This window comes from Kitasatospora sp. NPDC058444 (assembly GCF_042721415.1).
Lineage (GTDB): Bacteria > Actinomycetota > Actinomycetes > Streptomycetales > Streptomycetaceae > Kitasatospora.
The window spans coordinates 49,265-70,020 of sequence record NZ_JBHXLL010000036.1; the positions used below are offsets into that span (position 1 = coordinate 49,265).

Annotated in this window: 16 protein-coding genes; 7 read left to right on the forward strand and 9 right to left on the reverse strand. The window is 74.3% G+C overall.

The window, feature by feature from the left end; translation table 11 throughout:
- Positions 1-88: 88 nt before the first annotated feature.
- Both ACFWP2_RS29510 and ACFWP2_RS29515 read left to right on the forward strand, forming a co-directional pair.
- Positions 89-1,651, forward strand: coding sequence for a Na+/H+ antiporter (locus ACFWP2_RS29510; RefSeq protein ID WP_380456975.1), 1,563 nt, complete (start codon positions 89-91; stop codon positions 1,649-1,651).
- A 96-nt stretch (positions 1,652-1,747) separates the two neighbouring features.
- The gene (locus ACFWP2_RS29515; protein WP_380456977.1) at positions 1,748-2,458 is read left to right on the forward strand and encodes a hypothetical protein; all 711 of its coding nucleotides are present in this window, start codon (positions 1,748-1,750) and stop codon (positions 2,456-2,458) included.
- Here ACFWP2_RS29515 and ACFWP2_RS29520 read toward each other — a convergent pair.
- Positions 2,440-3,783, reverse strand: coding sequence for a hypothetical protein (locus ACFWP2_RS29520; protein ID WP_380456979.1), 1,344 nt, complete (start codon positions 3,781-3,783; stop codon positions 2,440-2,442). The genes ACFWP2_RS29515 and ACFWP2_RS29520 overlap by 19 nt on opposite strands.
- A gap of 459 nt (positions 3,784-4,242) precedes the next feature.
- Here ACFWP2_RS29520 and ACFWP2_RS29525 point away from each other — a divergent pair, with 459 nt between their 5' ends.
- Positions 4,243-4,545, forward strand: a complete 303-nt coding sequence (locus tag ACFWP2_RS29525) for a hypothetical protein (protein WP_380456981.1) — start codon at positions 4,243-4,245, stop codon at positions 4,543-4,545.
- A 255-nt stretch (positions 4,546-4,800) separates the two neighbouring features.
- Here ACFWP2_RS29525 and ACFWP2_RS29530 read toward each other — a convergent pair whose 3' ends face one another.
- Together ACFWP2_RS29530 and ACFWP2_RS29535 are read right to left on the reverse strand one after the other, a co-directional pair.
- Positions 4,801-5,526 (reverse strand): dienelactone hydrolase family protein, encoded by a 726-nt coding sequence (locus ACFWP2_RS29530; protein ID WP_380456983.1) that lies wholly within the window; start codon positions 5,524-5,526, stop codon positions 4,801-4,803.
- Between the two features lie 103 nt (positions 5,527-5,629).
- Positions 5,630-6,385, reverse strand: a complete 756-nt coding sequence (locus ACFWP2_RS29535; protein ID WP_380456985.1) for a hypothetical protein — start codon at positions 6,383-6,385, stop codon at positions 5,630-5,632.
- A gap of 437 nt (positions 6,386-6,822) precedes the next feature.
- Here ACFWP2_RS29535 and ACFWP2_RS29540 point away from each other — a divergent pair, with 437 nt between their 5' ends.
- Positions 6,823-8,130 carry a hypothetical protein gene (locus ACFWP2_RS29540; RefSeq protein ID WP_380456987.1) on the forward strand — a complete coding sequence of 436 codons (1,308 nt, stop codon included), beginning with the start codon at positions 6,823-6,825 and terminating at the stop codon, positions 8,128-8,130.
- A 211-nt stretch (positions 8,131-8,341) separates the two neighbouring features.
- Here ACFWP2_RS29540 and ACFWP2_RS29545 read toward each other — a convergent pair whose 3' ends face one another.
- From ACFWP2_RS29545 to ACFWP2_RS29570, 6 genes are read right to left on the reverse strand one after another with little or no spacing between them, the layout of a single operon-like run.
- Positions 8,342-9,055, reverse strand: coding sequence for a ribonuclease H (locus ACFWP2_RS29545; protein ID WP_380456989.1), 714 nt, complete (start codon positions 9,053-9,055; stop codon positions 8,342-8,344).
- Between the two features lie 42 nt (positions 9,056-9,097).
- Positions 9,098-11,290, reverse strand: a complete 2,193-nt coding sequence (locus ACFWP2_RS29550) for a trehalase family glycosidase (RefSeq protein ID WP_380456991.1) — start codon at positions 11,288-11,290, stop codon at positions 9,098-9,100.
- The gene (locus ACFWP2_RS29555; RefSeq protein WP_380456994.1) at positions 11,287-13,320 is read right to left on the reverse strand and encodes a beta-galactosidase; all 2,034 of its coding nucleotides are present in this window, start codon (positions 13,318-13,320) and stop codon (positions 11,287-11,289) included. The genes ACFWP2_RS29550 and ACFWP2_RS29555 overlap by 4 nt, the downstream gene beginning before the upstream one ends.
- Positions 13,317-14,201 carry a carbohydrate ABC transporter permease gene (locus ACFWP2_RS29560; RefSeq protein ID WP_380456996.1) on the reverse strand — a complete coding sequence of 295 codons (885 nt, stop codon included), beginning with the start codon at positions 14,199-14,201 and terminating at the stop codon, positions 13,317-13,319. The genes ACFWP2_RS29555 and ACFWP2_RS29560 overlap by 4 nt, the downstream gene beginning before the upstream one ends.
- On the reverse strand, positions 14,198-15,127 hold the full coding sequence (locus ACFWP2_RS29565; RefSeq protein WP_380456999.1) for a carbohydrate ABC transporter permease: 930 nt from the start codon (positions 15,125-15,127) through the stop codon (positions 14,198-14,200). Before ACFWP2_RS29565 ends, ACFWP2_RS29560 begins: the two co-directional genes overlap by 4 nt.
- Positions 15,128-15,138: 11 nt before the next feature.
- Positions 15,139-16,518: an ABC transporter substrate-binding protein gene (locus ACFWP2_RS29570; protein WP_380457002.1), complete on the reverse strand. Its 1,380-nt coding sequence runs from the start codon at positions 16,516-16,518 to the stop codon at positions 15,139-15,141.
- 96 nt (positions 16,519-16,614) lie between these two features.
- Between ACFWP2_RS29570 and gcvPA the strand changes: the two genes are divergently transcribed.
- From gcvPA to ACFWP2_RS29585, 3 genes are read left to right on the forward strand one after another with little or no spacing between them, the layout of a single operon-like run.
- Positions 16,615-17,973 carry an aminomethyl-transferring glycine dehydrogenase subunit GcvPA gene (gene gcvPA / locus ACFWP2_RS29575; protein ID WP_380457004.1) on the forward strand — a complete coding sequence of 453 codons (1,359 nt, stop codon included), beginning with the start codon at positions 16,615-16,617 and terminating at the stop codon, positions 17,971-17,973.
- Positions 17,970-19,568: an aminomethyl-transferring glycine dehydrogenase subunit GcvPB gene (gcvPB, locus tag ACFWP2_RS29580; RefSeq protein WP_380457006.1), complete on the forward strand. Its 1,599-nt coding sequence runs from the start codon at positions 17,970-17,972 to the stop codon at positions 19,566-19,568. The genes gcvPA and gcvPB overlap by 4 nt, the downstream gene beginning before the upstream one ends.
- A complete protein-coding gene (locus tag ACFWP2_RS29585) occupies positions 19,565-20,752 on the forward strand; it encodes an ATP-NAD kinase family protein (protein ID WP_380457008.1) in 1,188 nt (395 codons plus the stop codon). The genes gcvPB and ACFWP2_RS29585 overlap by 4 nt, the downstream gene beginning before the upstream one ends.
- The last annotated feature ends 4 nt before the right edge of the window (positions 20,753-20,756 follow it).

A 20,756-nucleotide genomic window follows, 5' to 3' on the forward strand; every position in this document is an offset into this window, starting at 1 on the left:
CCGATAAGATGACCGGCGGTGTGCCGGGAAGTCTGGTCGGCTCGGGGGACGACGCGGCGATCCGTGCCGCGACGACCCCGCTGTCGCGATGGGTCCTGAGCAGATGCACGCCGTGGGGATCGTTCTCGTCCTGGTCGTCCTGGCCACCGGTGTGGCCACCTTCGCCCGGCGATGGCGGGTGCCCGCGCCCTCGCTGCTGGTCCTGGCCGGAATCACCGTCGCCCTCGTCCCCGGAGTGCCCGCGCTGCACGTGCCGCCGCAGGTGATCGGCATGGTGGTGCTGCCGCCGCTGCTGCACTCCTCCGCCGAGGAGCTCTCGCTGCGCGACCTGCGCGCGGTGTGGCGACCGGTCACCGTCCTCTCCTTCGGGCTGGTCTTCGCCTCCGCCGCCGCGGTCGGCTTCGCCGCCGTCACCGTCGCCGGGCTGCCGCCCGCGATGGCCTTCGTGCTCGGCGCCGTGCTCTCCAGCACCGACCCGGTGGCCGTCACCGCGCTCGGCCGCCGCCTCGCCCTGCCCGGCCGGGTCCAGGTGCTGGTCCAGGCGGAGAGCCTGTTCAACGACGCGACCTCGCTGGTGCTGTTCAAGGTCGCGGTCGGGATAGCCGTCGCCGTCGGCGGCACCGTCGACCTCCCCGCCGCCGTCGGCCAACTGCTGCTGCTCGGCGGGGGCGGCAGCCTGGTCGGCGCCACCGTCGCCGCGCTGGTCGGGCTGCTGCGCCGGCGCACCACCGACCCGGTGCTGGAGACGGTGATCGCCCTGGTCACCCCGTACGCGGCGTACGTCCTGGCGGAGTCCGCGCACACCTCGGGCGTCACCTCGGTGGTGGTCGCCGGGGTCCTGCTCGGCCGCTCCGGGCACCGGCTCACCGACGCGCACATCCGGCTCCAGCTGCACGCCGTGTCCGCGGTGGTGGTGTTCCTGCTGGAGAGCGTGGTGTTCGCGATCGTCGGCCTGGAACTGCCCGCCCTGGTCCGCGACCTGCCGGCCGGCACCGGCTGGTGGCCGCTCCAGGCGCTCGCGCTGGCGGCGGTACTGATCGCCGTCCGGGTGCTCTGGACGCTGCCGCTGACCCGCACCGTCAAGCCCAGCCGGGGACGGCTCTCCTGGCGGGTCGCCGGGGTGGTCACCTGGGCCGGCACCAGGGGCGTGATGCCGCTGGCCGCCGCGCTGTCGATCCCGCTGCTCGACCACGCCGGCGGACCGCTCACCGGGCGGCCGCTCGTCCTGGTCCTCACCACCTCCGTCGTGGTGCTCACCCTCGTCGTCCAGGGCCTCACCCTCGCCGCCGTGGTCCACCGCTCCGGCCTCGCCCTGGAGCCCGAGCACACCGCCCGCGAGGAGGACGACGCCCGGGACGAACTCAACCGCGCCGCGCTCGACCACGTCGAGGGCCTGGCCGAGCTGGAGGCCGTCCCCGACACCGCCGTCGACCGGGTCCGCCGCGGCCTCACCGCCCGCCTCGACCGCACCCCCGAGACCCCCGACGGCAGCACCGCCGACGCCGCCTACCGCCAGCTGCGCCACGAGGTGATCGCGGTGCAGAACGACCGGCTGCACCGGCTCTACGAGGAGCACCGGATCAGCGACACCACCCTGCGGGTGCTGCAGCGCGACCTCGACCTGGAGCAGGCCGCGCTCGGACGGAACTGACTTCGTGCGCACGGGGTTCCGCCGCGGCGTTCCGGGTGTCCGGAGCAGCCGTCACACTGTCGCCAGCACGGAACCGCATCACCGAACGGGGAGACCATGACCGGCGGGAAGAACAGGAAGAAGCGGAAGAGGCCGCTCGCCGAGGGGGTGGTCCCGCGCCCGAAGCGGGTCCGCCGGCGCCCGGAGCCGCAGCTCTCACCGAAGGCGGTCCGCCGGACGGCGTGGCTGACCGGGCTGCTCACCCCGGTGCTGATGGTCGGGTTGGCAGCGCTCGGCAGCAACCCGGACTACCAGCCGGTCTGCGGAATCCTGGCGTTCACGGTGCTCTCGGCGGGCGTCATCGCGCTCGGCTTCGTCCGGCCCCGCGGCTGGATCATCTGGCCGGCCGTCCTGTTCGGCGTGCTGCTGCTGGCCCTGCCGACGACGGGCATCCGCGCCCAGATCATGGCGCAGCGCGGGGTGGAGACCGCGGTGGTGATCACCGCGGCCCACAGCGCGAAGGACCGGAGCGGCACCGTGAGCTGGACCTGCGACATCCGCCGCGCCGACGGGCAGCCGCTCCCGCACGCCAGGGTCGGCGGATACGGCTGCTCGGGCACCTACGACGTGGGCGACACCGAGAACGTGCTGGTCGACCCGGCGGGCTGGGCCCCGCCCGTCCCGCTCGACGAGGACCTCGGCTTCCGCCGCACCGGCGTCCACGTCACCGCCGCGCTGGCCGTCCTGTGGGGCCTTCTCGTCCTGGTCGCGGCGCGCCGCACCCTGCGGGAGCCGGGCGGGGCGGCCGGTCAGCGGGGCGGCAGGTAGCGCGCCAGGACGTCGGCGCGCGTGCCGTCCAGGGCGCCGTACAGCAGCGTCGCGCCGAGCGCGTCCACGGCGGGGGCGAAGGACGGGCCGACGCCCTCGACGACCCGCTCGATCCGGCCGGTCCGCAGGTCCCGGCGGAAGAGGTCGGGGGCGGCGTCGGTGTCCTCGGGCACCAGGCCGGCGGCGTCCGAGGCGAAGTAGACCCAGCGGTCGTCCGCCGTGATGACGGCCGGCTGGGTGCCCGCCGGGGCCACCTCCGTCACCGTGCCCGTGCGCAGATCGCGGGCGTAGAGCGCGACCCGGGTCGCGCCCTGGTCCGGCTGGAACACCCGGAACAGCGCGTACCGCCCGTCCGGGCTCAGCCGGCCCTGGCGCGCGGCGTCGCGCAGGGCGCCGCTCTGGTCGATGCTCGCGCCCTCGATCCGGCCGGTGCGGGCGTCGTAGACGTAGAGCGGGAACAGCTGCCGGGTGGGCGGCGGCTTCGGGGTCGCCCCGGCGAGCGGGGCGGCCGGGGCGGCCGGGGCGGCCGGGGTGGCCGGGGCGGCCGGGGTCGCCAGCGGGAGGTTGGCCGCCTTCGAGCGGAAGGCGACGGTCCGCCCGTCGGCGCTGAGCGAGGGCTCCACCGAGCCGCCGTCGGCGGGGGCGCCGCCCCGCCCGGCGGTGACCAGGCGGGTGGTGCCGGTCCGGCGGTCCGTCAGGTAGATGTTGGCGGTACCCGCCCGCGCCCCGGGGGCGAGGTCGGCGCGGTCCGAGGAGTAGGCGACGTACCGGCCGTCGGCACTGATCGCGGGGCTGACGGAGTTCCCGGCGCCGGTGCCGGCGGTGACCAGCTCGGTCCGGCCGGTGCCGCGGTCGCGGACGTAGACGTCGGTACGCCCGCTGTCGTGCCCGGGAACGGCGTTGACGGCGTCACTGCTGAAGGCGACGTACCGGCCGTCGGCGCTGATCGCCGCCTGGCCGCTGGAGCCGTTCAGCTGGGCGCCGTCGTCGGCGAGGCTGACCCGCTCGGTCCGCCGCGTCCACAGGTCTCGGACGAAGACGTCGTAGAGGCGGTTGGTGTCGTCGGGCACCAGGTTCGAGGCCAGCGAGGTGAACAGGGCGTAGCGGCCGTCGGCGCTCAGCCCGAGCGGCTCGGACCAGTCGTCGGCGGGCGTGCCGTCGGGGCTCACGTTCACCCGCACCGGGTCGGCGCCCGTCACCACGAACGCGGGCGCGGCACCGGCGGCGGACGCAGGCGTGGCCCGGGCGTGCGCCGCCGGTGCCCCGGCGCCCGCCAGCAGCGTCGCCGCCAGCGCACAGACCACCCGTACCGTCGTCGTCTTCATGGGCTCCCCTCCCCTTCGCTGCGGCCGAGCCAACCCTTCGGCGTGGCCACGGTCAACCCAGCCGCCGCGACATGGGCACGATTTCGCCAACTCCCGCACACAGCAGGCGCGCACCGCCCGCACGGGTCGCCCGGGGACGGCCCGCCGCACGCGGGCGGCGAGAGTCCCGCGAGCCCGGGAACGACCTTTTGCGAGTCCTTTGCCAGGCACCGGCCCGGTCGGAGGGTCCGACCCCGCGCGAGGCCCTCCACGGGACCGCTGCCGACCCCGCGGGGGGCAGCCGCGTCGACCCGCGGGCAGTCGCGCGCGGACGCCTCGAACCGGCGCCATCCGCGCTAAACCCGGACCAAGCCGGGCATCTCACCCGAGGCTGCTCCGCACGGGGGCAGTTCCCGCGCCGTCAGGCCCGCGCCCGTCGACGAGCGCGCGGACGACGGCAGTCGAGCGAGAGGCAGAACGATGAGCCTGATCCAGACCGGAAAGCTGCAGTTGAACTCCACCCACCCCTCGGAGCTGACCGGCGGCGCCACGTCGACCTTCACCCAGGTCACCTTCCCCACGCCCTTCCCCGACGACACGGCGGTGATCGTCGTCCCGTTCGTCCAGACCTTCAACGGCCCCGACACCCCGGGCCTGCGGATCGCCGACGTCACCACCGCCGGCTTCAAGATCCGCTTCAACGAGCTCGTGGGCTCCGGCCGGGCGCTGTCCGACGGGCCGCACACCTCCGAGACCATCGGCTGGATCGCCGCCACCGTGTAGCCCCGGACTCCCCGTGGTCCCGCGCCGGCCGCCTTCCACGGTGCCGAACTCGGCGGCCTCAGCCGCTTCCGGGCTGGCGCCCGGCCCGGGAATCCAGCCGAGCCCCGGACCGTGACGGCGGCGACGCCGTCACCGCGACCGTGGGGCTCCCGGCGAGCAGGTCGTCGGGGCTTCGGACGAACGACCAGGACCGGCGGTGCGGGGTCGGCGGTGACAGGTGACTCCCGGCACACGCCGCGGGGCGCGGTTGGAGTATCAGTCCTCCACGGGCAGGCACTCGGCGAGCAGGCCGAGGATGTCGTGCCAGGCCCGCCGGGCGTGGAGCGGGTGGTGAGCGACGCCGGGGAGCACGGCATGGCTGACCGTCGGGTGGTGGAAGGCGTGCTCGGCCCCGCCGTAGACCACGAGGCGCCAGTCGACGCCCGCGGCCTGCATCTCGGCGGTGAAGGCCTCCCATCGCTCGGCGGGCATGATCGGGTCCTCCGACCCGACCCCGGCCCACACCGGGCAGCGGATGAGCGCCGCCTCGCCCGGTCGGCCGGTGGTGAATCCGTTGACCGTCCCGATCGCCCGCAAGTTGACGCCGGCGCGCCCGAGCTCCACCGCGATGGCGCCCCCGGTGCCGTAGCCGATGGCGGCGATCCGGTCCGGGTCGGTCCGCGGTTCGGCGCGCAGCACGTCGAGGGCCGCCTGGCCGATGTCCCGCATCCGGTCGGGGTCGGCGAGCAGCGGCATGACGCGCGCCAGCATCTCCTGCGGGTCGGTGAACCAGTGGCCGCCGTGGAGGTCGAAGGCCAGGGCCACGTAGCCCAGTTCGGCGAGGGCGTCGGCCCTGCGGCGCATGACGTCGCTCAGGCCCGGCCCCTCGGGCCCGATCAGGACCGCGGGCCGGGGCCCGGCGCCGGCGGGCAGCGCGAGGTGCCCGATCATCGTCATTCCGTCGGCCGGGTACTCGACCGTACGCGTGGTGACCGTTGTCATGGGATCGGACTGTAGTGAGGATCGAGCCCCGGGCGGGCCGGACTTCGCCGTCGGCAGAGGCCCCGGCGCGGGCACCGCGGGCACCGGCCGGCGCCCCCGGGCGCTACCGCGGCCGGCTGCCGGTGAGCCGCTGCCAGCGGTCCCGTTCCGCGTCCAGCTCACGGCGGGCCTGCGGAATGCGCGCGTCCGACTTCTGGCGGGCCACCAGTTCGGCGAGCTGCCGGCGGGCCTCCTCCTGCGCGGCCGTGTCCGCCTGCGCCTCGCGCAGTTCGGCTTCGGCCCCGGGCACGAGCGCCTGGCGTTCGACCGCGGCCGCCTTGGCGTCGGCGACGGCGTTGAACACCTCGACGACGAACTTCCGCACCTCGGCCTCGGCCGTCTCCTCCAGTGCGACGGTCACCATCTGCTGACGGCCGGTCGGGAGCGAGACGTAGACGTGGCCCTCCTCGCGCGAGTACTCGTCGCGGAGTGAGACCTCGTGCAGCGGGTACTCCGCGGTGCGCCCCTGCGCCGTCACCTCCAGCGCCTGGTCGTACAGCCGCAGGCCCTCCCCGAGCGAGGAGCGCAGATCGCCTCGGTCCGGGGAGCGGAGCCGGTCGAGGTGCGCCCGGGCCCGGTCGACCCGGTCCTGGTGCGCCTGTTCGGCCGCGGCGATCCCGGCACGGGCCCGGTCCCGTTCGCGCCCGGCATCGCGCTCCAGTGCGCGGAGCCGGCCCCGGGCGGCGTCCAGGTCCCGGCGGTTGTCGGCGTACTCCGCGGTGAAGGCGTACCGCCATCCCCCGGGGTAGCGCAGCATCAGCCAGAGCACCCCGCCGGCGACCGCCAGCACGACCACCACGATCCAGCCCACAGGCCCCATCGATCCCCTCCCGCAGAGCCGACGGCCCGGCATCCACTCCAGCGGGTCCGGACCGAGCCGATGGTACGAACGGCGACCGGCTCGCGTGCGGGAAATCCGGGAATTGCCCCGCCGTCCCGCCGACGGAGGTCCTCGCCGGCCCGCCCGGGGCGGCCAGCGGGCGGCCAGCGGGCGGCCAGCGGGAGGGAAGCGGGAGGGAAGCGACCGCGCGACGGGCTTCCGGAGGGAAGTTTTACGGCTTTTGGTCAAGTTTTTGGCCGAAGTGGTTAAAGTCCCGGCCAAAAAAGCGGATGCCCACTTGCCGATAATGTGATCACATGTGCAGGCGCTGTGACGTTGCACGTCGCAGGGGAGGGACCGGTCCGCTCCACCGAGCGGGCCCGATCAACAGGAGTCGTACCATCAACACCGCCATCCGCAAGGCCGCCCGCGGGGCGATGCCCGTCGCCGTCACCGCCTCCGTGCTCGCCACCGGCCTCACCGCCTGCGGCACCGTCGAGCAGCTGTCCGCCGCGCAGAAGGTGTCGAAGGCCTTCGACAAGGTCAGTGACGGCAAGTCGGCCGGGTTCACCCTCTCCATCGACGCCACCCCCGAGCAGGTCGCCGCGTTCGCCAACTCCGGCGACCACAAGGGTGCCAGCGGCCTCGTCGGCTCCACCCGGGGCGGCAGGAACGACATGGACGAGAAGACCGCCAAGGCGATCTCCGGCCTCTCGATCTCGGTCGCGATCTCCGCCGACAAGCCGCTCAAGGAGACCGAGGCCTTCAAGAACGCCGGCCAGGCGGGCACGAACACCGATCTGACGCTCGACAAGTCGCTGCGCGTCTCGTACCTGCTCGCCGACCGCAGCGGCACCGCGCTGCTGGAGTACCGCCAGGTCGACGCCACGGGGTACCTGCACGCCGACGCCAAGGGCCTGATGAAGCTGGCCGGCGAGGACCCGTCCACGGTGGACGAGCTCCGCGCGGACCTGCCGCCGGAGATGAAGCCGGTCGGGGACGTGCTGGCCGGAAAGTGGGTGTCCTTCGACCTCCAGGCGCTCGCCGAACAGGCGAAGGAATCCGACGGCAAGAAGGGCGCTCCGGGCGCCGCACCGACCACCGACCCGGAGCTCGGCAAGCAGCTCCTCAACTCGATCAAGGACGTGCTCGGCCGCACCGTCACGTACGAGGACAAGGGCAAGAAGGACGGCACCGAGCACCTCTGGGTCAGCGCCCCGGCCCGCCAGCTGGTGGACGAGATGTACAAGGCCGTCAAGCCGCTGTCCGCCAAGTTCCCCAAGCAGCTGGGCGAGTTCCCGGACAAGGCCCCGAGCGACGTGCCGGACCGCCGGATCGGCGTCGACCTCTACCTGAAGAACGGCGCCTTCTCCTCCGCCACCTTCGACCTCGCCCAGCTGGCCGAGAAGGTCGAGCCGGGCGTCAACTTCCCGGTGAAGCTCGCCTTCAACCAGGCGGCCCCGAACGTCCAGGTGCCGGGTGACGCGGTCAAGCTGACCAACGAGCAGCTGGAGGACGCGGTGCTCGCCCTGGCTGCCGGGGACGCCGGGGAGGGCCTCGACCCCGAGGACCTCGGTGGCCCCGGTGACCTCCTCCCGATCGCCCCGCCGCTGACCGACGCCCAGCTCAAGGAGCTCGCCGGGCTCGGCGTCACGGAGACCGAGGCGCGCGCCTTCAACAAGGCGGGCCTGACCTTCGAGGACATCAAGGAGATCGCCCAGGAGGCCACCCCGCCCAAGGCCTGACCTCCACCCGGGACCGGCCGACCGCCACCCAACCGTGGGGCGGTGCCCCGGTTTCGGGGTGCGTCGCCGGGCCCGGCGCCCGCCCCCCCCACGGCCCCCCCCCCCCCCGGCCCCGGCCCCCCCCACCCCGCGGGGGGGCCGGGTCCCGCGTTTCCGGTCTCCGTCCCGGGCCCGGGCCCGGGCGTGGGCGTGGGCGTGGGCGTTCCCGCCGTCAGGCGTGGGCGGCGGCGCAGTCAGGGTGCCCCCAGGAGCTGCCGACCTTGGTGATCTTGTCGCCCTTGGCGTACGGGCGGCTGCACGGGCAGGTGCCGGGGAAGCGGGCGTTCAGGGTGCGCGAGCCGCCGCCGCGCTTGGCCGCACCGCCGCCGGCCGCGGAGGAGGAGCCGGACGCGGCGGGCCGGGCGGTGCGCGCCCTGGGCGCCTTGGTGGCGGCGGCCGGGTCGGGGACCGGCAGGTCGGCGGCGGTACCGGAGGCGTCCTGCTGGGTGCGGGCGGCGTCGCTGGCGGCCTTGTCGGCGATGGCGTTCAGCGGGTCGCCGTCCACCTGGTGGGCCGGCACGTAGACGAAGGTGACGTCCCGGCCCTCCAGCAGGGCGTCGATCGCCTGGATCAGCTCCTGGTTGGCGACCGGCTTGCCGGCCGCCGTCTTCCAGCCGTTGCGCTTCCAGCCCTTCAGCCACTTGGTCACCGAGTCGCGGGTGTAGGTGCTGTCCAGCCGCACCTCCAGCGGCACCGCCGGGTCCGTCGCGGCCAGCAGCTGCCGCAGCGCCGTCAGCTCGCCCACGTTGTTGGTGCTGTGCCCGAGCGCGCCGGCCTGCCAGCGCTGGGGCGCCCCGGTGGCGTCCGCGACCACGTAGGCCCAGCCCGCCGGACCGGGGTTGCCCTTGGCTGCTCCGTCACACGCTGCAATGACTCGTTCGACCATGCCCCGATCATGCCTGGTCGGACGGCCCGGAGCCAAAGTCGCTCAGGTGCGCAGCAGGAGCAGCAGCAGCGCCGCCGACCAGCTGAAGTTGGTCGAACTGTGCCCCTCCCCCGTCAGCGGGTCGTAGTTCTCCCGCACCGGGCCGTCCCCGGCCAGCCCGGCGCCGGTGGCCAGCAGCCGCTCGACCGTGCGGCGGGCGTCCTGCTCCCAGCCGTACCGGCGCAGGCCCTCGACGGCGAAGTAGGTCTGGTCGAGCCAGGCCAGGCCGCGCCAGTAGCCGGCCGGGTCGAAGGACGGCGAGCTGCGGGCCACGGTGGGGAACGGCATCGCGGTGCCGAACTCCGCCGGGTCGAGCAGCAGCCGGCGGACGGTACGGGCCTGGGCGGCGGTGGCGGTGCCGGACCAGAGCGGGATGGCGCCCTCGATGCCGCGGCCGCGGGCGGTGAGCCGGGCGCCGGTGGCCAGGTCGGTGTCGTGGAACCAGCCGCCGGCCGGGTCGTACATGGTGTCCCGCACGGCGGTGTCGATCCGGTCGGCGCGGGCGCGCAGCCGTTCGGCGGCGGGCCGGTCGCCCAGTTCGGCGGCGATCGACGCCAGGTGGCGGTGGTCGGCGGCCAGGTAGGCGTTGAGGTCCACCGAGCGCTGGTCGAGCGACCAGCCGAGCAGCGTCCCGTTCGCGTCCCGGTTGGGGACGACAGCGGCGGCGTCGAAGCGCGGGGCGTTGTCCATGCCGGACTCCCAGGCCGCCGCCTCCCGGCAGTCCTCCGCGCTCGCGTTGGACGGGTCCACGGTGGCGCCGTACTCGCACAGGCCTTCGCCGAGGTGGTCCCGGGTGCGGAACCACCAGTCCTGGTAGGCGGTGAGCTTGGGCAGCATCTCCCGCAGGAAGGCGCGGTCGCCGCTGCGCCGGTAGACCTCCCAGACGGCCCAGGCGGCCAGCGGGGGCTTGGAGTTGCGCTCGTTCCAGTTGCCGCCCCCGGTGCTCGGGTCGTTGTAGAAGACGCAGTCGGGGACCATGCCGGCGTCCTGCGGGCGCCCGGCGGAGCCGGCAGGGACCTGGTGGTCGAAGACCGCCCGGATCTGGTCGGCGGCCAGGGCGGGGGCGAAGGCGGCGGTGCCGACGGCCTGCTTCCAGGTGTCCCAGGCCCAGACCCCGCTGAACCACTTGTAGGAGAGCGTGGGGGTGACGGCGTCGTGCCGGATCCTTCCGGCCGGGCTGCGCCAGTTGGTGACCAGGGTCTGCACGCACTTGACGGCGGTGCGCCGGCGGGCGGCGGGGACGCCCTCGGTGGCGCGAGTGACGTAGCCGTGCCAGCGGGCGGTGGCCTCGGCGGCCGCCCGCTCCGGGGCGCGGAGCGCGTCGTCGGCCTCCTTCGCCGCCCGGGCGTACTCGGCCGCGGTGAAGGTGTAGCTCTCGGTCCAGTCCAGGCTGCGGCTCTCCCCCGGCGCCAGCCGCAGCGGCTCGGCGAGTTCGGTGCGGTGGCCGTCGCCGTCGGCGCTCAGCGCGACCCGCACGGGCCGCGCGTGGCGGACGGCGAAGCACTCGGTACCGTCGGTGAGGTAGTCCCAGGTCTGCCGGACCTCGGCGAAGCGCACCTCCACGCCGCGTTCGGCGGCGACGAGCTTCGGCGCGTCGCGCTGCGGGCCGGTGGCGGGGCGCAGCAGCCGGCCGGTCCAGGCGGCGGCCAGGGTCCGTGGGGCCGGGCCGGTGTTGGTGAGGCGGGCCCGGAGCAGCGCGGTGCGGTTGCCGGCGAAGCGCAGTTCGAGGGTGAGGGTGAGGCCGCCGCCGAGGTCGTGGGTCAGCCGCAACAGGCCGGGCAGCGAGGTGCCGCGCGCGGGGGCGCCGGCGGTGAGGTCCAGCGGGCGGCCCTGTTCGGTGAGCTGGAGGCGGGTCAGGCCGTCGCTGAGCCACCAGGGGTACTCCTGGGCGAGGTACAGCGGGCCGGTGAAGCCGCCGGGCCGGTCGGCCGGGCGGGGCAGGGCGTAGGCGTGCCAGGCGCCGAGGTCGGCGAAGACGGTGATCGGGTTGTTGCCGCGGGCGTCGCCGGGGTAGGCCTGGGTCGGGGTGCCGTGCAGGTCGAGGACGTCGGCGTAGCGCTCGTCCGGCCGTGCGTCCGGGGCAGGGGCGTCCGCGCCGGGGCTGTCCGCGTGGGCGGCCGGGGCGGCGGTGAGGGTGCCGGCCGCGGCGAGGGCGGCGGAGCCGGCCAGGAAGTGGCGGCGGGTCAGCGGGTTCATGCGCGCTCCTGGGCGGCGGGGAGGCGGAGGACGGCGGCGCCGAGCGGCGCGAGGGTGACGGCTCCGGCGGCCTCGGCACCGGTGAGCAGGTCGGTGCCGGGTGTGGGCAGCGGGACGCGGCGCTCGTCCCGGGCGTGGTTGAGCAGGAAGAGGTAGCCGGTGCCGTCGGCGGCGTGCCGGCGGGTGGCCTCGACGCCCTCGGGCAGGCCGGGCAGCTCGGCGCCCACCCCGGCTTCGGCGAGTGCCAGGTCGAGCACCGGGCCGAGGTCGGCGCCGAGGTGGCAGCTCAGGTACCAGGCGCTGCCGGCGCCCAGGCGGTTGCGGGTGACGGCCGGGAGGCCGGCCAGCTCGCCGGAGGCGTAGTGGGCGACGGCCTCGGCGGTCTCGGTCTCGATCCACTCGCTCCAGCGTTCGGCCCGCAGCCCGGTGCCGTCCGGGGCGAGGGCGAGGGTGGTGGTCGCGCCGTCCGGGATCGGCCAGTGCTCGTCCACCACGATGCCGAGCAGGTCGCGCAGCGGCCCGGGGTGGCCGCCGGGGTGGATGTGGTCGTGCCGGTCGGCGATGCCGCTGAACGGACCGCAGACCAGCCGCCCGCCGCCCCGCACGTGGGCCGTGAGCCGGTCCGCGGTGGCGGTGTCGAGCAGGTACAGGTTGGGGGCGAGCACCAGCGGGTAGCTGTCGAGTCCGGCGGTGGGCGGGACGAAGTCGACGGTGACGCCGCGCTCGTACAGCGCCGCGTACCAGGGGCGGAGCAGGTCGAGCCAGCGCATCCGGGCGGAGGGGTGGTCGTCCAGCTCCAGTGCCCACCAGCTGTCCCAGTCGAGCGGGACGGCCACCTGCCCGCGCAGCCGGGTGCCGGCGATCTCACCGAGGCGTCGCAGGTCGGCGCCGAGGCGGAGGGTCTCCTGCCAGCCGCGCGCGGCGGTGCCCCGGTGCGGGAGCATCGCGCTGTGGAACTTCTCGGCTCCGGCCACCGAGGCGCGCCACTGGAAGTGCAGCACGCCGTCGGCGCCGCGGGCCAGCGCCTGGAGCGACCATAGGCGGTGGAGGTCGGGGGGTTTGGGTACGTTGACCGGCCGCCAGCTGACCGCGGAGGGTGCCTGTTCCATCAGCAGCCAGGGGCGGCCGCCCTTGAGCGAGCGCATCAGGTCGTAGTTCATCGCGGCGGTGACGTGGGCGCGCGGGTCGGCCGGGTCGGGGTAGGCGTCGTCGGAGACGAAGTCCTCGTGCCGGGCCCACTCCCAGTAGTCCAGGGCCTTGAGCATCGACATGAAGTTGGTGGTGACCGGGACGCCTGGCGAGACCTCGTCCAGGACGGCCTTCTCGGCCCGGTGCAGGGCGAGCAGCGCGTCCGAGCAGAACCGGCGCCAGTCCAGCAGCTGGGTGGGGTTGACCGGGCCGGGCGCGGTGCGCGGCGGCTCGATCTGCTCGAAGGAGCTGTAGTGCTGTGACCAGAAGGCGGTGCCCCAGGAGCGGTTCAACTCCTGGATGTCGCCGTGCCGTTCGCGCAGCCAGCGGCGGAAGTCGGCGGCCGAGGCGGGGCAGAAGCACTCCTGGACGTGGTCGCCGTACTCGTTGTGGATGTGCCACACGGCGAGGGCGGGGTGGTGGCGGTAGCGCTCGGCGAGTGCGCGGGTGAGCCGGACGGCGGCGTCCCGGTAGGCGGGCGAGGAGGGGCAGTAGTGCTGGCGCGAGCCGAACTCCAGCCGTACGCCGTCCGCGGTGACGGGCAGCAGCTCGGGGTGGGCGCGGACCAGCCAGGCGGGCGGGGAGGCGGTGGCGGTGGCCAGGTCGACGGCGACGCCGTGCCGGTGGACGAGGTCGAGCAGGCGGTCCAGCCAGCCGAAGTCCCAGCTGTGGGCGTCGGGTTGGAGCCGGGCCCAGGAGAACACGCCGACGGTGACCAGGTTGACCCCGGCCTCGGCCATCAGTTTCACGTCCTCGGCCCACACCTGCTCGGGCCACTGCTCGGGGTTCCAGTCCCCGCCGTACAGCAGGCCGGGCACCCGGGTGAGACGGTCCATCGTCATCCTTTCAGGGCTCCGCCCAGCAGGCCGGCCACGAACTGGCGCTGGAAGAGCAGGAAGAGCACCATCAGCGGGAGCGTGGCCAGGAAGGAGCCGAGCATCAGGCCGGAGTAGTCGACGTGGGTCAGCCCGGTCAGCGTGTTGAGCGCGACCGGCACGGTGTACCTGTCCTCGGTGTTGAGCATCAGCAGCGGCCAGATGAAGCTGTTCCACTGGCCCATGAAGGTGAAGATCACCAGCGCGCCCAGCTGGGGCCGCACGCAGGGCAGGACGACCCGGTAGAAGGTGCGCAGCTCGCCGGAGCCGTCGATCCGGGCCGACTCCAGCAGTTCGTCGGGGAAGTCCAGGAAGCCCTGGCGCATCAGCAGGATGCCGAAGGAGTTGGCCAGGAAGGGCACGATCACGGCCTGGTAGCTGTCGATCCAGCCGAGGCTGGCCATCATCTGGAACAGCGGGACGAGCAGCACCTGCAGGGGGATCATCATGGTCGCCAGCACCAGGCCGAGCAGCAGCCCGCGGCCGCGGAAGCGGTACTTGGCCAGCCCGTAGCCGCACATCGCGGACAGCAGCGAGCTGAGCAGGGTGTAGACGACGGCGATCCCGAGGCTGTTGAGCAGCACCCGGCCGAAGCCGATGGTCTCCTGGAGGTGCACCAGGTTGCGCAGCAGGTCGCCGCCGGGCAGGAACGGCGGTGGGGAGTGGAACAGTTCGGAGCTGCTGTGGGTGCTGGCGATCAGCATCCAGGCGAAGGGCACCAGGCTGAGCACGGCGCCGAGGACGAGGGCGGCGAGGACGGCGGTGCGGCCGATCCGGGCGGGCAGCGGGGTGCGGCCGCGCCGGGCCGGTGCGGCGGGCGGCACGGTGGGCGGCACGGTGGCGGTCATCGGCGGCGTTCCCTTCCGTAGAGCCGGAACTGGAGCAGCGAGACCGCCGCGATGATCAGCACGACCACCCAGGCGATGGCGGCCGCGTAGCCGAAGTCGAGCTGCTGGAAGCCGACCTTGTAGAGGTAGACCACCGGGGTGAGCGTCGCGTCGCCGGGGCCGCCGCGGGTCAGCACGTAGTTCTCGTCGAAGAGTTGGAGGGTGCCGATGGTGGAGGTGATGACGCAGAACAGCACCACCGGGCGCAGCTGCGGCAGGATCACGCCGGTGTAGGTGCGCACGGGGCCGGCGCCGTCGAGGGCGGCGGCCTCGTACTGGTCGCGGCCGATGGCGTGCAGTCCGGCGAGCAGGATCACCGCGTTGTAGCCGGTCCACCGCCAGGTGACCGATCCGATCAGCGATATCCGGGCCCAGGTGGGCGAGTTGAGCCAGTCGACCGGGCCGAGGCCGAGTGCCTGGAGGAGCTGGTTGGCGAGGCCGCCGTCGGTGCGCAGCAGGACCTGGAAGACCACGGCGTAGGCGACCAGGGTGGTGATCGCGGGCAGGAAGAACACCGCCCGCCAGCCGGACCGGAAGCGCAGCCAGGACTGGTTGAGCAGGACGGCGAGCACCAGGGCGAGGCCGATCATCACGGGCACCTGGACGGCGAGGATCAGGCCGGTGTTGACCAGGGAGTGCAGGAAGGCGGGGTCGTGCAGCAGCCGCCGGTACTGGTCCAGGCCGACCCAGACGTCGACGCCGTCGCGGCGGGCGGTGAGGCTCTGGTAGAGGCTGGCGCCGAGCGGGTAGGCGAAGAAGGCGACGAAGAGTGCGGTCGTGGGCCCGGCGAACAGCCAGGCGGCGGTGCGTGGGAGGCGCCGGCGGCGGGTGGGGGCGGCCCGGGTCGGGGCCGCGGTTTCGCGCAGGGTCACCGGTGGACTGGTCATCGGGCCCGCCCCTACGCGACCGCTGGGCGGCCGGTCGCGGTGGCGATCTGGCGGGCGGCGGAGCGCAGCACGGTGCCCGGGTCGGCGCCGTTGTGCAGCACCTGGTTGACGGCGGTGGTGACGATGTCGGCGGCCTTGGAGTCGTCGGCGGTGAAGTCGACGGTGGGGATGGAGCGGGTGAGCCCGGCGAACAGCCGCATGGCGGGCTGGCCGCCGTAGTAGGGGGCGGGCTGCTGGAAGTACGGGTCGTCCAGGGCGGGGAGGAAGGCGGGGAAGAGTCCTTCGTGCTGCATCATCGAGGTCTGGTTGGCCTTGTCGGCGAGCAGGAAGGAGAGGAACGCCCAGGCCGTCTCCGGGTTGCGGCTCTGCGCGGTGACGCACAGGGTGGAGCCGCCGCTGTTGGAGGTGCGGGTGCCGCCGGGGGTGAAGGCGGGCAGCGGGACGACGCCGAACTTGCCGCTGAGGTCGGCCATGTCGCCGGTGAGGGTGCCGTCCCACCAGGCGGCGGTGGGCGCGGTGGCGGCCTTGCCGTCGTGGGTTCCGGAGACGAATCCGTCCCAGCCGTTCTCGAAGTCCACCAGGTCGCGGTCGACGAGCTGTTTCAGCAGGGTGAGGGCGCGTTCGGCGGCCGGGGTGGCGACGGCCACCTTGCCGTCGACGAACCAGCGCTGGCCCTGCTGTTGGAGCAGCATGGCGAACGTGCTGTCCTGTTTGGCGTCCAGGATGAGCAGTTTCCTGCCGGTGGCGGCCTTGAGGGCGGTGCCGGCGGTGAGGTAGTCGTCCCAGGTGGTGAGGGTCGCCGGGTCGATGCCGGCCTGCTGGAACAGGTCGCGCCGGTAGAACAGGGCGCACGGGCCGCTGTCCCAGGGCAGGGCGAGGACCCGGCCCTTGGCGTCCGTCACGGTGCGCCAGGAGGCCTCCGGGTACTGGGACTTGAGGGTGGCGGCGCGGCTGGTGAGGTCGACCAGGGCGTTGGGGAAGTTGCCGATGTAGGTGGGGAGTCTGTGGCCCTCGACGGTGAGGATGTCGGGCAGTCCGCTGCCGGCCCCGAGTCCGACGGTGATCTTGTCGTAGGCGTTGTCGTACCCGATGTCCACCACTTCGACGGTCGTTCCGGGGTGGGCCTGTTCGAAGACCCTGCCGAGCCGCTGCATGGCCTTGGCGGCGACGTCCCAGGACCAGATGGTCACCTTGCCGGAGAGGGTGGCGCCCGGGCTGCCGGTCAGCTGCTTGGCGCTGGTGCCGCCGGCGCCGCCGGTCGCGCAGCCGGTGGCGCCGGCCAACAGCAGCGCGCCGCCCGCGAGGATCTGGCGCCGCGACGGAGCCGAGGTGAATCCGCCGTGGCCGTAGGGGAGTTGAGGATTTTTTCCGTGCCGGGTTGGTGCGGACATCTTGCCTCCCGACTGGTGAATGCCGAATGCTGTATACAGAACTCAGCATTCACAACCCCGTCAAGGCTTGTGACTGAAATCGCGGAAGGTGCCGGCATGAGCCCACGCGTCCCCCGAACCCACCCGTACATCCCCAACTCCGCCCCGCAGGTGAGAAAAGCGATGCTGGCGGCGATCGGCGCCCAGGACGTCGAGGAGTTCTACGCCGACATCCCCGCGGCCCTGCGGCTGGACCGCCCGCTGCGACTGCCCGAACCGCTCGGCTCCGAAGCCCGGCTGGTCGCCCACATGGAGGAGCTGCTCTCCCGCAACACCGCCGTCCCGCCGGGCCGCAGCTTCCTCGGCGCCGGCTGCTACCGCCACCACGTGCCCGCCGTGGTGGACGAGATCGTCAACCGCAGCGAGTTCCTCACCGCCTACGCGGGCGAGCCGTACGAGGACCACGGCCGCTTCCAGGCGCTGTGGGAGTACCAGTCCCTGATGGCCGAGCTGCTCTCCGTCGAGGTCGTCAACGTGCCGACGTACGACGGGTTCCAGGCCGCCGCGACCGCACTGCGGATGGCCGGACGGGCCACCGGGCGGCGCCGGCTGGTGCTGGTCGGCGCGATCGATCCGGACCGGCTCTCCCGGATCCACGACTACGTCCGGGGCGTCCACGAGCTGGTGCCCGTCCCGGCCGAGCCCGCCGCCGTCCGGGCGGCGCTGGCCGAGGGCGACGCGGCCGCCGTCTACGCCCAACTCACCGACCACGACGGCCGGGTGGACACGGATCTGCCGCAGTATATCGAACTCGCCCACCAGGCCGGGGCGTTGGCCGTGGCCCACGTCAACCCGCTCAGCCTCGGCGTGCTCACCCCGCCCGCCGAACTCGGCGCCGACCTCACCTGCGGCGACCTCCAGCCGCTCGGCATCCACCCCAGCTACGGCGGCGGCAACGCGGGCTTCATCGGCAGCCCGGACGACGAGCGCCTGGTCGCCGAGTACCCGAGCCGACTGTTCGGCCTCGCCCCCACCGACGTCCCCGGCGAGTACGGCTTCGGCGACGTCGCGTACGAGCGCACCTCCTTCGCGCTGCGCGAGGAGGGCAAGGAGTGGGTGGGCACCGCCGCCGCCCTGCACGGCATCGCCGCCGGGGTCTACCTCGCACTGATGGGCCCGCACGGCATGCGGGAGATCGGCGCGACGATCCTCGCCAACACCGCCTACGCCCGCCGGCGCCTCGCCCGCGTCCCCGGCGTGGAACTGGCCGACCCCCGGGCCGTGCACTTCGCCGACTTCACCGTCCGCTACACCGGCGAGCGCACCGCCGCCGAGATCGCCGAGGCGCTGCTCGCCCGCGGCCTGCACGGCGGCACCCCGGCCGGGGCCGACGAGGGCCGCTACTGCGTGACCGAGCTGCACACCCGGGCCGACATCGACCGCCTCGCCGACGCGCTCGAGGAGACCGTCAAATGACGAACCATCAGAACAGTTCCGCCGTGGACCCGCGGATCTCCCCCAAACCCGCCCTGCGCCGCTTCCACCAGGCCCGCTGGGACGAGAAGCTGATCTTCGAGCTGGGCACCCCCGGCGAACGCGGCGTCCTGCCCCCGCTGCCCGAGCCCGCCGTCACCGCCGCCGTCGGCGACCCGGCCGAGCTGCTGCCCGCCGCGCTGCGCCGCGGCACACCGCCCGCCCTGCCCGAACTCGGCCAGCAGCAGGTGCTCCGGCACTACCTGCGGCTCTCCCAGGAGAACCTCGGCGCCGACCTCAACGTGGACGTCGGCCAGGGCACCTGCACCATGAAGTACAGCCCCAAGGTCAACGACACCTTCGTCCGCGACCCCCGGATCGCCGCCCTGCACCCCGCGCAGGACGCCTCCACCGTCCAGGGCGTCCTCGAACTCGTCCACCGGCTGGAGCAGTTGCTCAAGGAGATCTCCGGCATGGACCGGGTCAGCCTCCAGCCCGGCGCGGGCTCGGCGGCGATCTGGACCAACGTCTCGGTGATCCGCGCCCACCACGCCGCACGCGGCGAGCTCGAGCAGCGCGACGAGATCATCACCACCGCCTTCTCCCACCCCTCCAACGCCGCCTGCGCCAAGACCGCGGGCTTCCGGGTGATCACCCTGCACCCGGACGCCGACGGCTACCCCGACATCGAGGCGCTGCGCGCCGCCGTCGGCCCGCGCACCGCCGCGCTGCTCATCACCAACCCCGAGGACACCGGCATCTACAACCCCCGGATCGCCGAGTTCGTCCGGATCGTCCACGAGGCCGGCGGCCTGTGCGCCTACGACCAGGCCAACGCCAACGGCATCCTCGGCATCACCCGGGCCCGCGAAGCCGGCTTCGACCTGTGCCACTTCAACCTGCACAAGACCTTCTCCACCCCGCACGCCTGCGGCGGCCCCGCGGCCGGCGCCTGCGGCGTCACCGCCGAGCTGGCCCCCCACCTGCCGCGCCCCACCGTCGAGTTCGACGGAGAGCGGTACGTCCTGGACGACGACCGGCCGGACTCGATCGGCAAGATCCGCCCCTACCTGGGCGTCGTGCCGAACCTGGTGCGCGCCTACGCCTGGATCACGGCGCTGGGCGCCGAGGGGCTGCGCGAGGCCGCCGAGACCGCCGTGCTCAACAACAACTACCTGCTGCACCGGGTGCGGCGGATCCCCGGCGTCTCCGTCCCGTACGCCGAGGGACGCCCCCGGGTCGAACAGGTCCGCTACAGCTGGCAGCAGCTCAACGAGGACACCGGCCTGCACAGCGAGGACCTCGGCTACCGCGCCGCCGACTTCGGCACCCACTACTGGACCAGCCACCACCCCTACGTCGTCCCCGAGCCGATGACGCTGGAGCCCACCGAGTCCTACTCGCGTGCCGACCTGGACGAGTACGCGGCGATCCTCGCCGAGGTCGCCCGCGAGGCGTACGAGGACCCGGAGACCGTCCGCACCGCGCCGCACCGCTCCACCGTGCACCGGATCCGGCACGAGCCGCTGGACGATCCGGCGGTCTGGGCCGTCAGCTGGCGCGCCTACCGCCGCAAGGTCCTCGGCGAGCAGCCGTGACCTCCGCCCCGAGCGCCCGGATCGGGCTCGTGGTCAACCCGGTCGCCGGCCTCGGCGGCCGGGTCGGCCTCAAGGGCAGCGACGGCGCCGAGGTCCAGCGGCGGGCCCTGGCGCTCGGGGCCCGGCCGCAGGCCGTCGCCCGGGCCGAACTGACACTTCGTCACCTTCCTTCGGATGTCGAGCTGATCACCGCCGAAGGCCCGATGGGCGCCGCCTCGGCACAGGCCGCCGGACGGGCCGCGCGGGTCGTCCACCGGCCCGCCGGGGCGGCCACCACCGCCGCCGACACCCGGGCGGCGGTGCGCGCCCTGGCCGCGGCCGGCGCCGGACTGCTGCTGTTCTGCGGCGGCGACGGCACCGCCCGCGACGTGCTGGACGCGCTCGGGCCCGAGCCCCGGCTGCCCGTGCTCGGCATCCCGGCCGGGGTCAAGATGCACTCCGCCGTGTTCGCCGTCCACCCCCGGGCCGCCGCCGAGGTCGCGGCGGCCTGGGCGGCCGGCCGGGGCGTGCGCCTGGAACACGCCGAGGTGGTGGACCGGGACGAGGCCGCGCTGCGGGCCGGCCGGGTCTCCGCCCGGCTGTACGGCCGGCTCACCGTGCCGGTGCTGCCCGCCCGGGTGCAACAGCGCAAGACCGGCAGCTCCGGGCCCGACCCGGGGACGCCGGCCGGCATCGCCGCCGAGGTCGCCGAACGGGTCGGCCCCGGCGGGCTGCTGCTCCTCGGGCCCGGCTCCACCACCTACGCGGTGGCGGGCGCGCTCGGCGCACCCGGCGCCAGCCTGACCGGCGTCGACCTGCTGCGGCTCGGCCCGGGCGGCTCCGGCGGCCCCGGCTCTTCCGTCGGCCATGCTGCCGACCACGCCACCACCGCCCGGATCCTGGTCCGCGACGCCCGGGCCGACCAGCTGCGCGCCCTGCCCTCCACCCCCCACATCGCCCTCTCCCCCATCGGCGGCCAGGGCTTCCTGCTCGGCCGCGGCAACCAGCAGCTCACCCCCGAACTGCTGCGCAGCGCGGGCCGGGAGAGGCTGCTGGTGCTCGCCACCGAAGCGAAGCTCGCCGCCCTGGCGGGGCGCCCCCTGCTGCTGGACACCGGCGACCCCGACCTGGACGACGCCCTCGCCGGCCACGTCCGGGTGATCACCGGCCGCCGCTCCGGCGCCGTGTACCGCCTCTCCGCCTGACCCC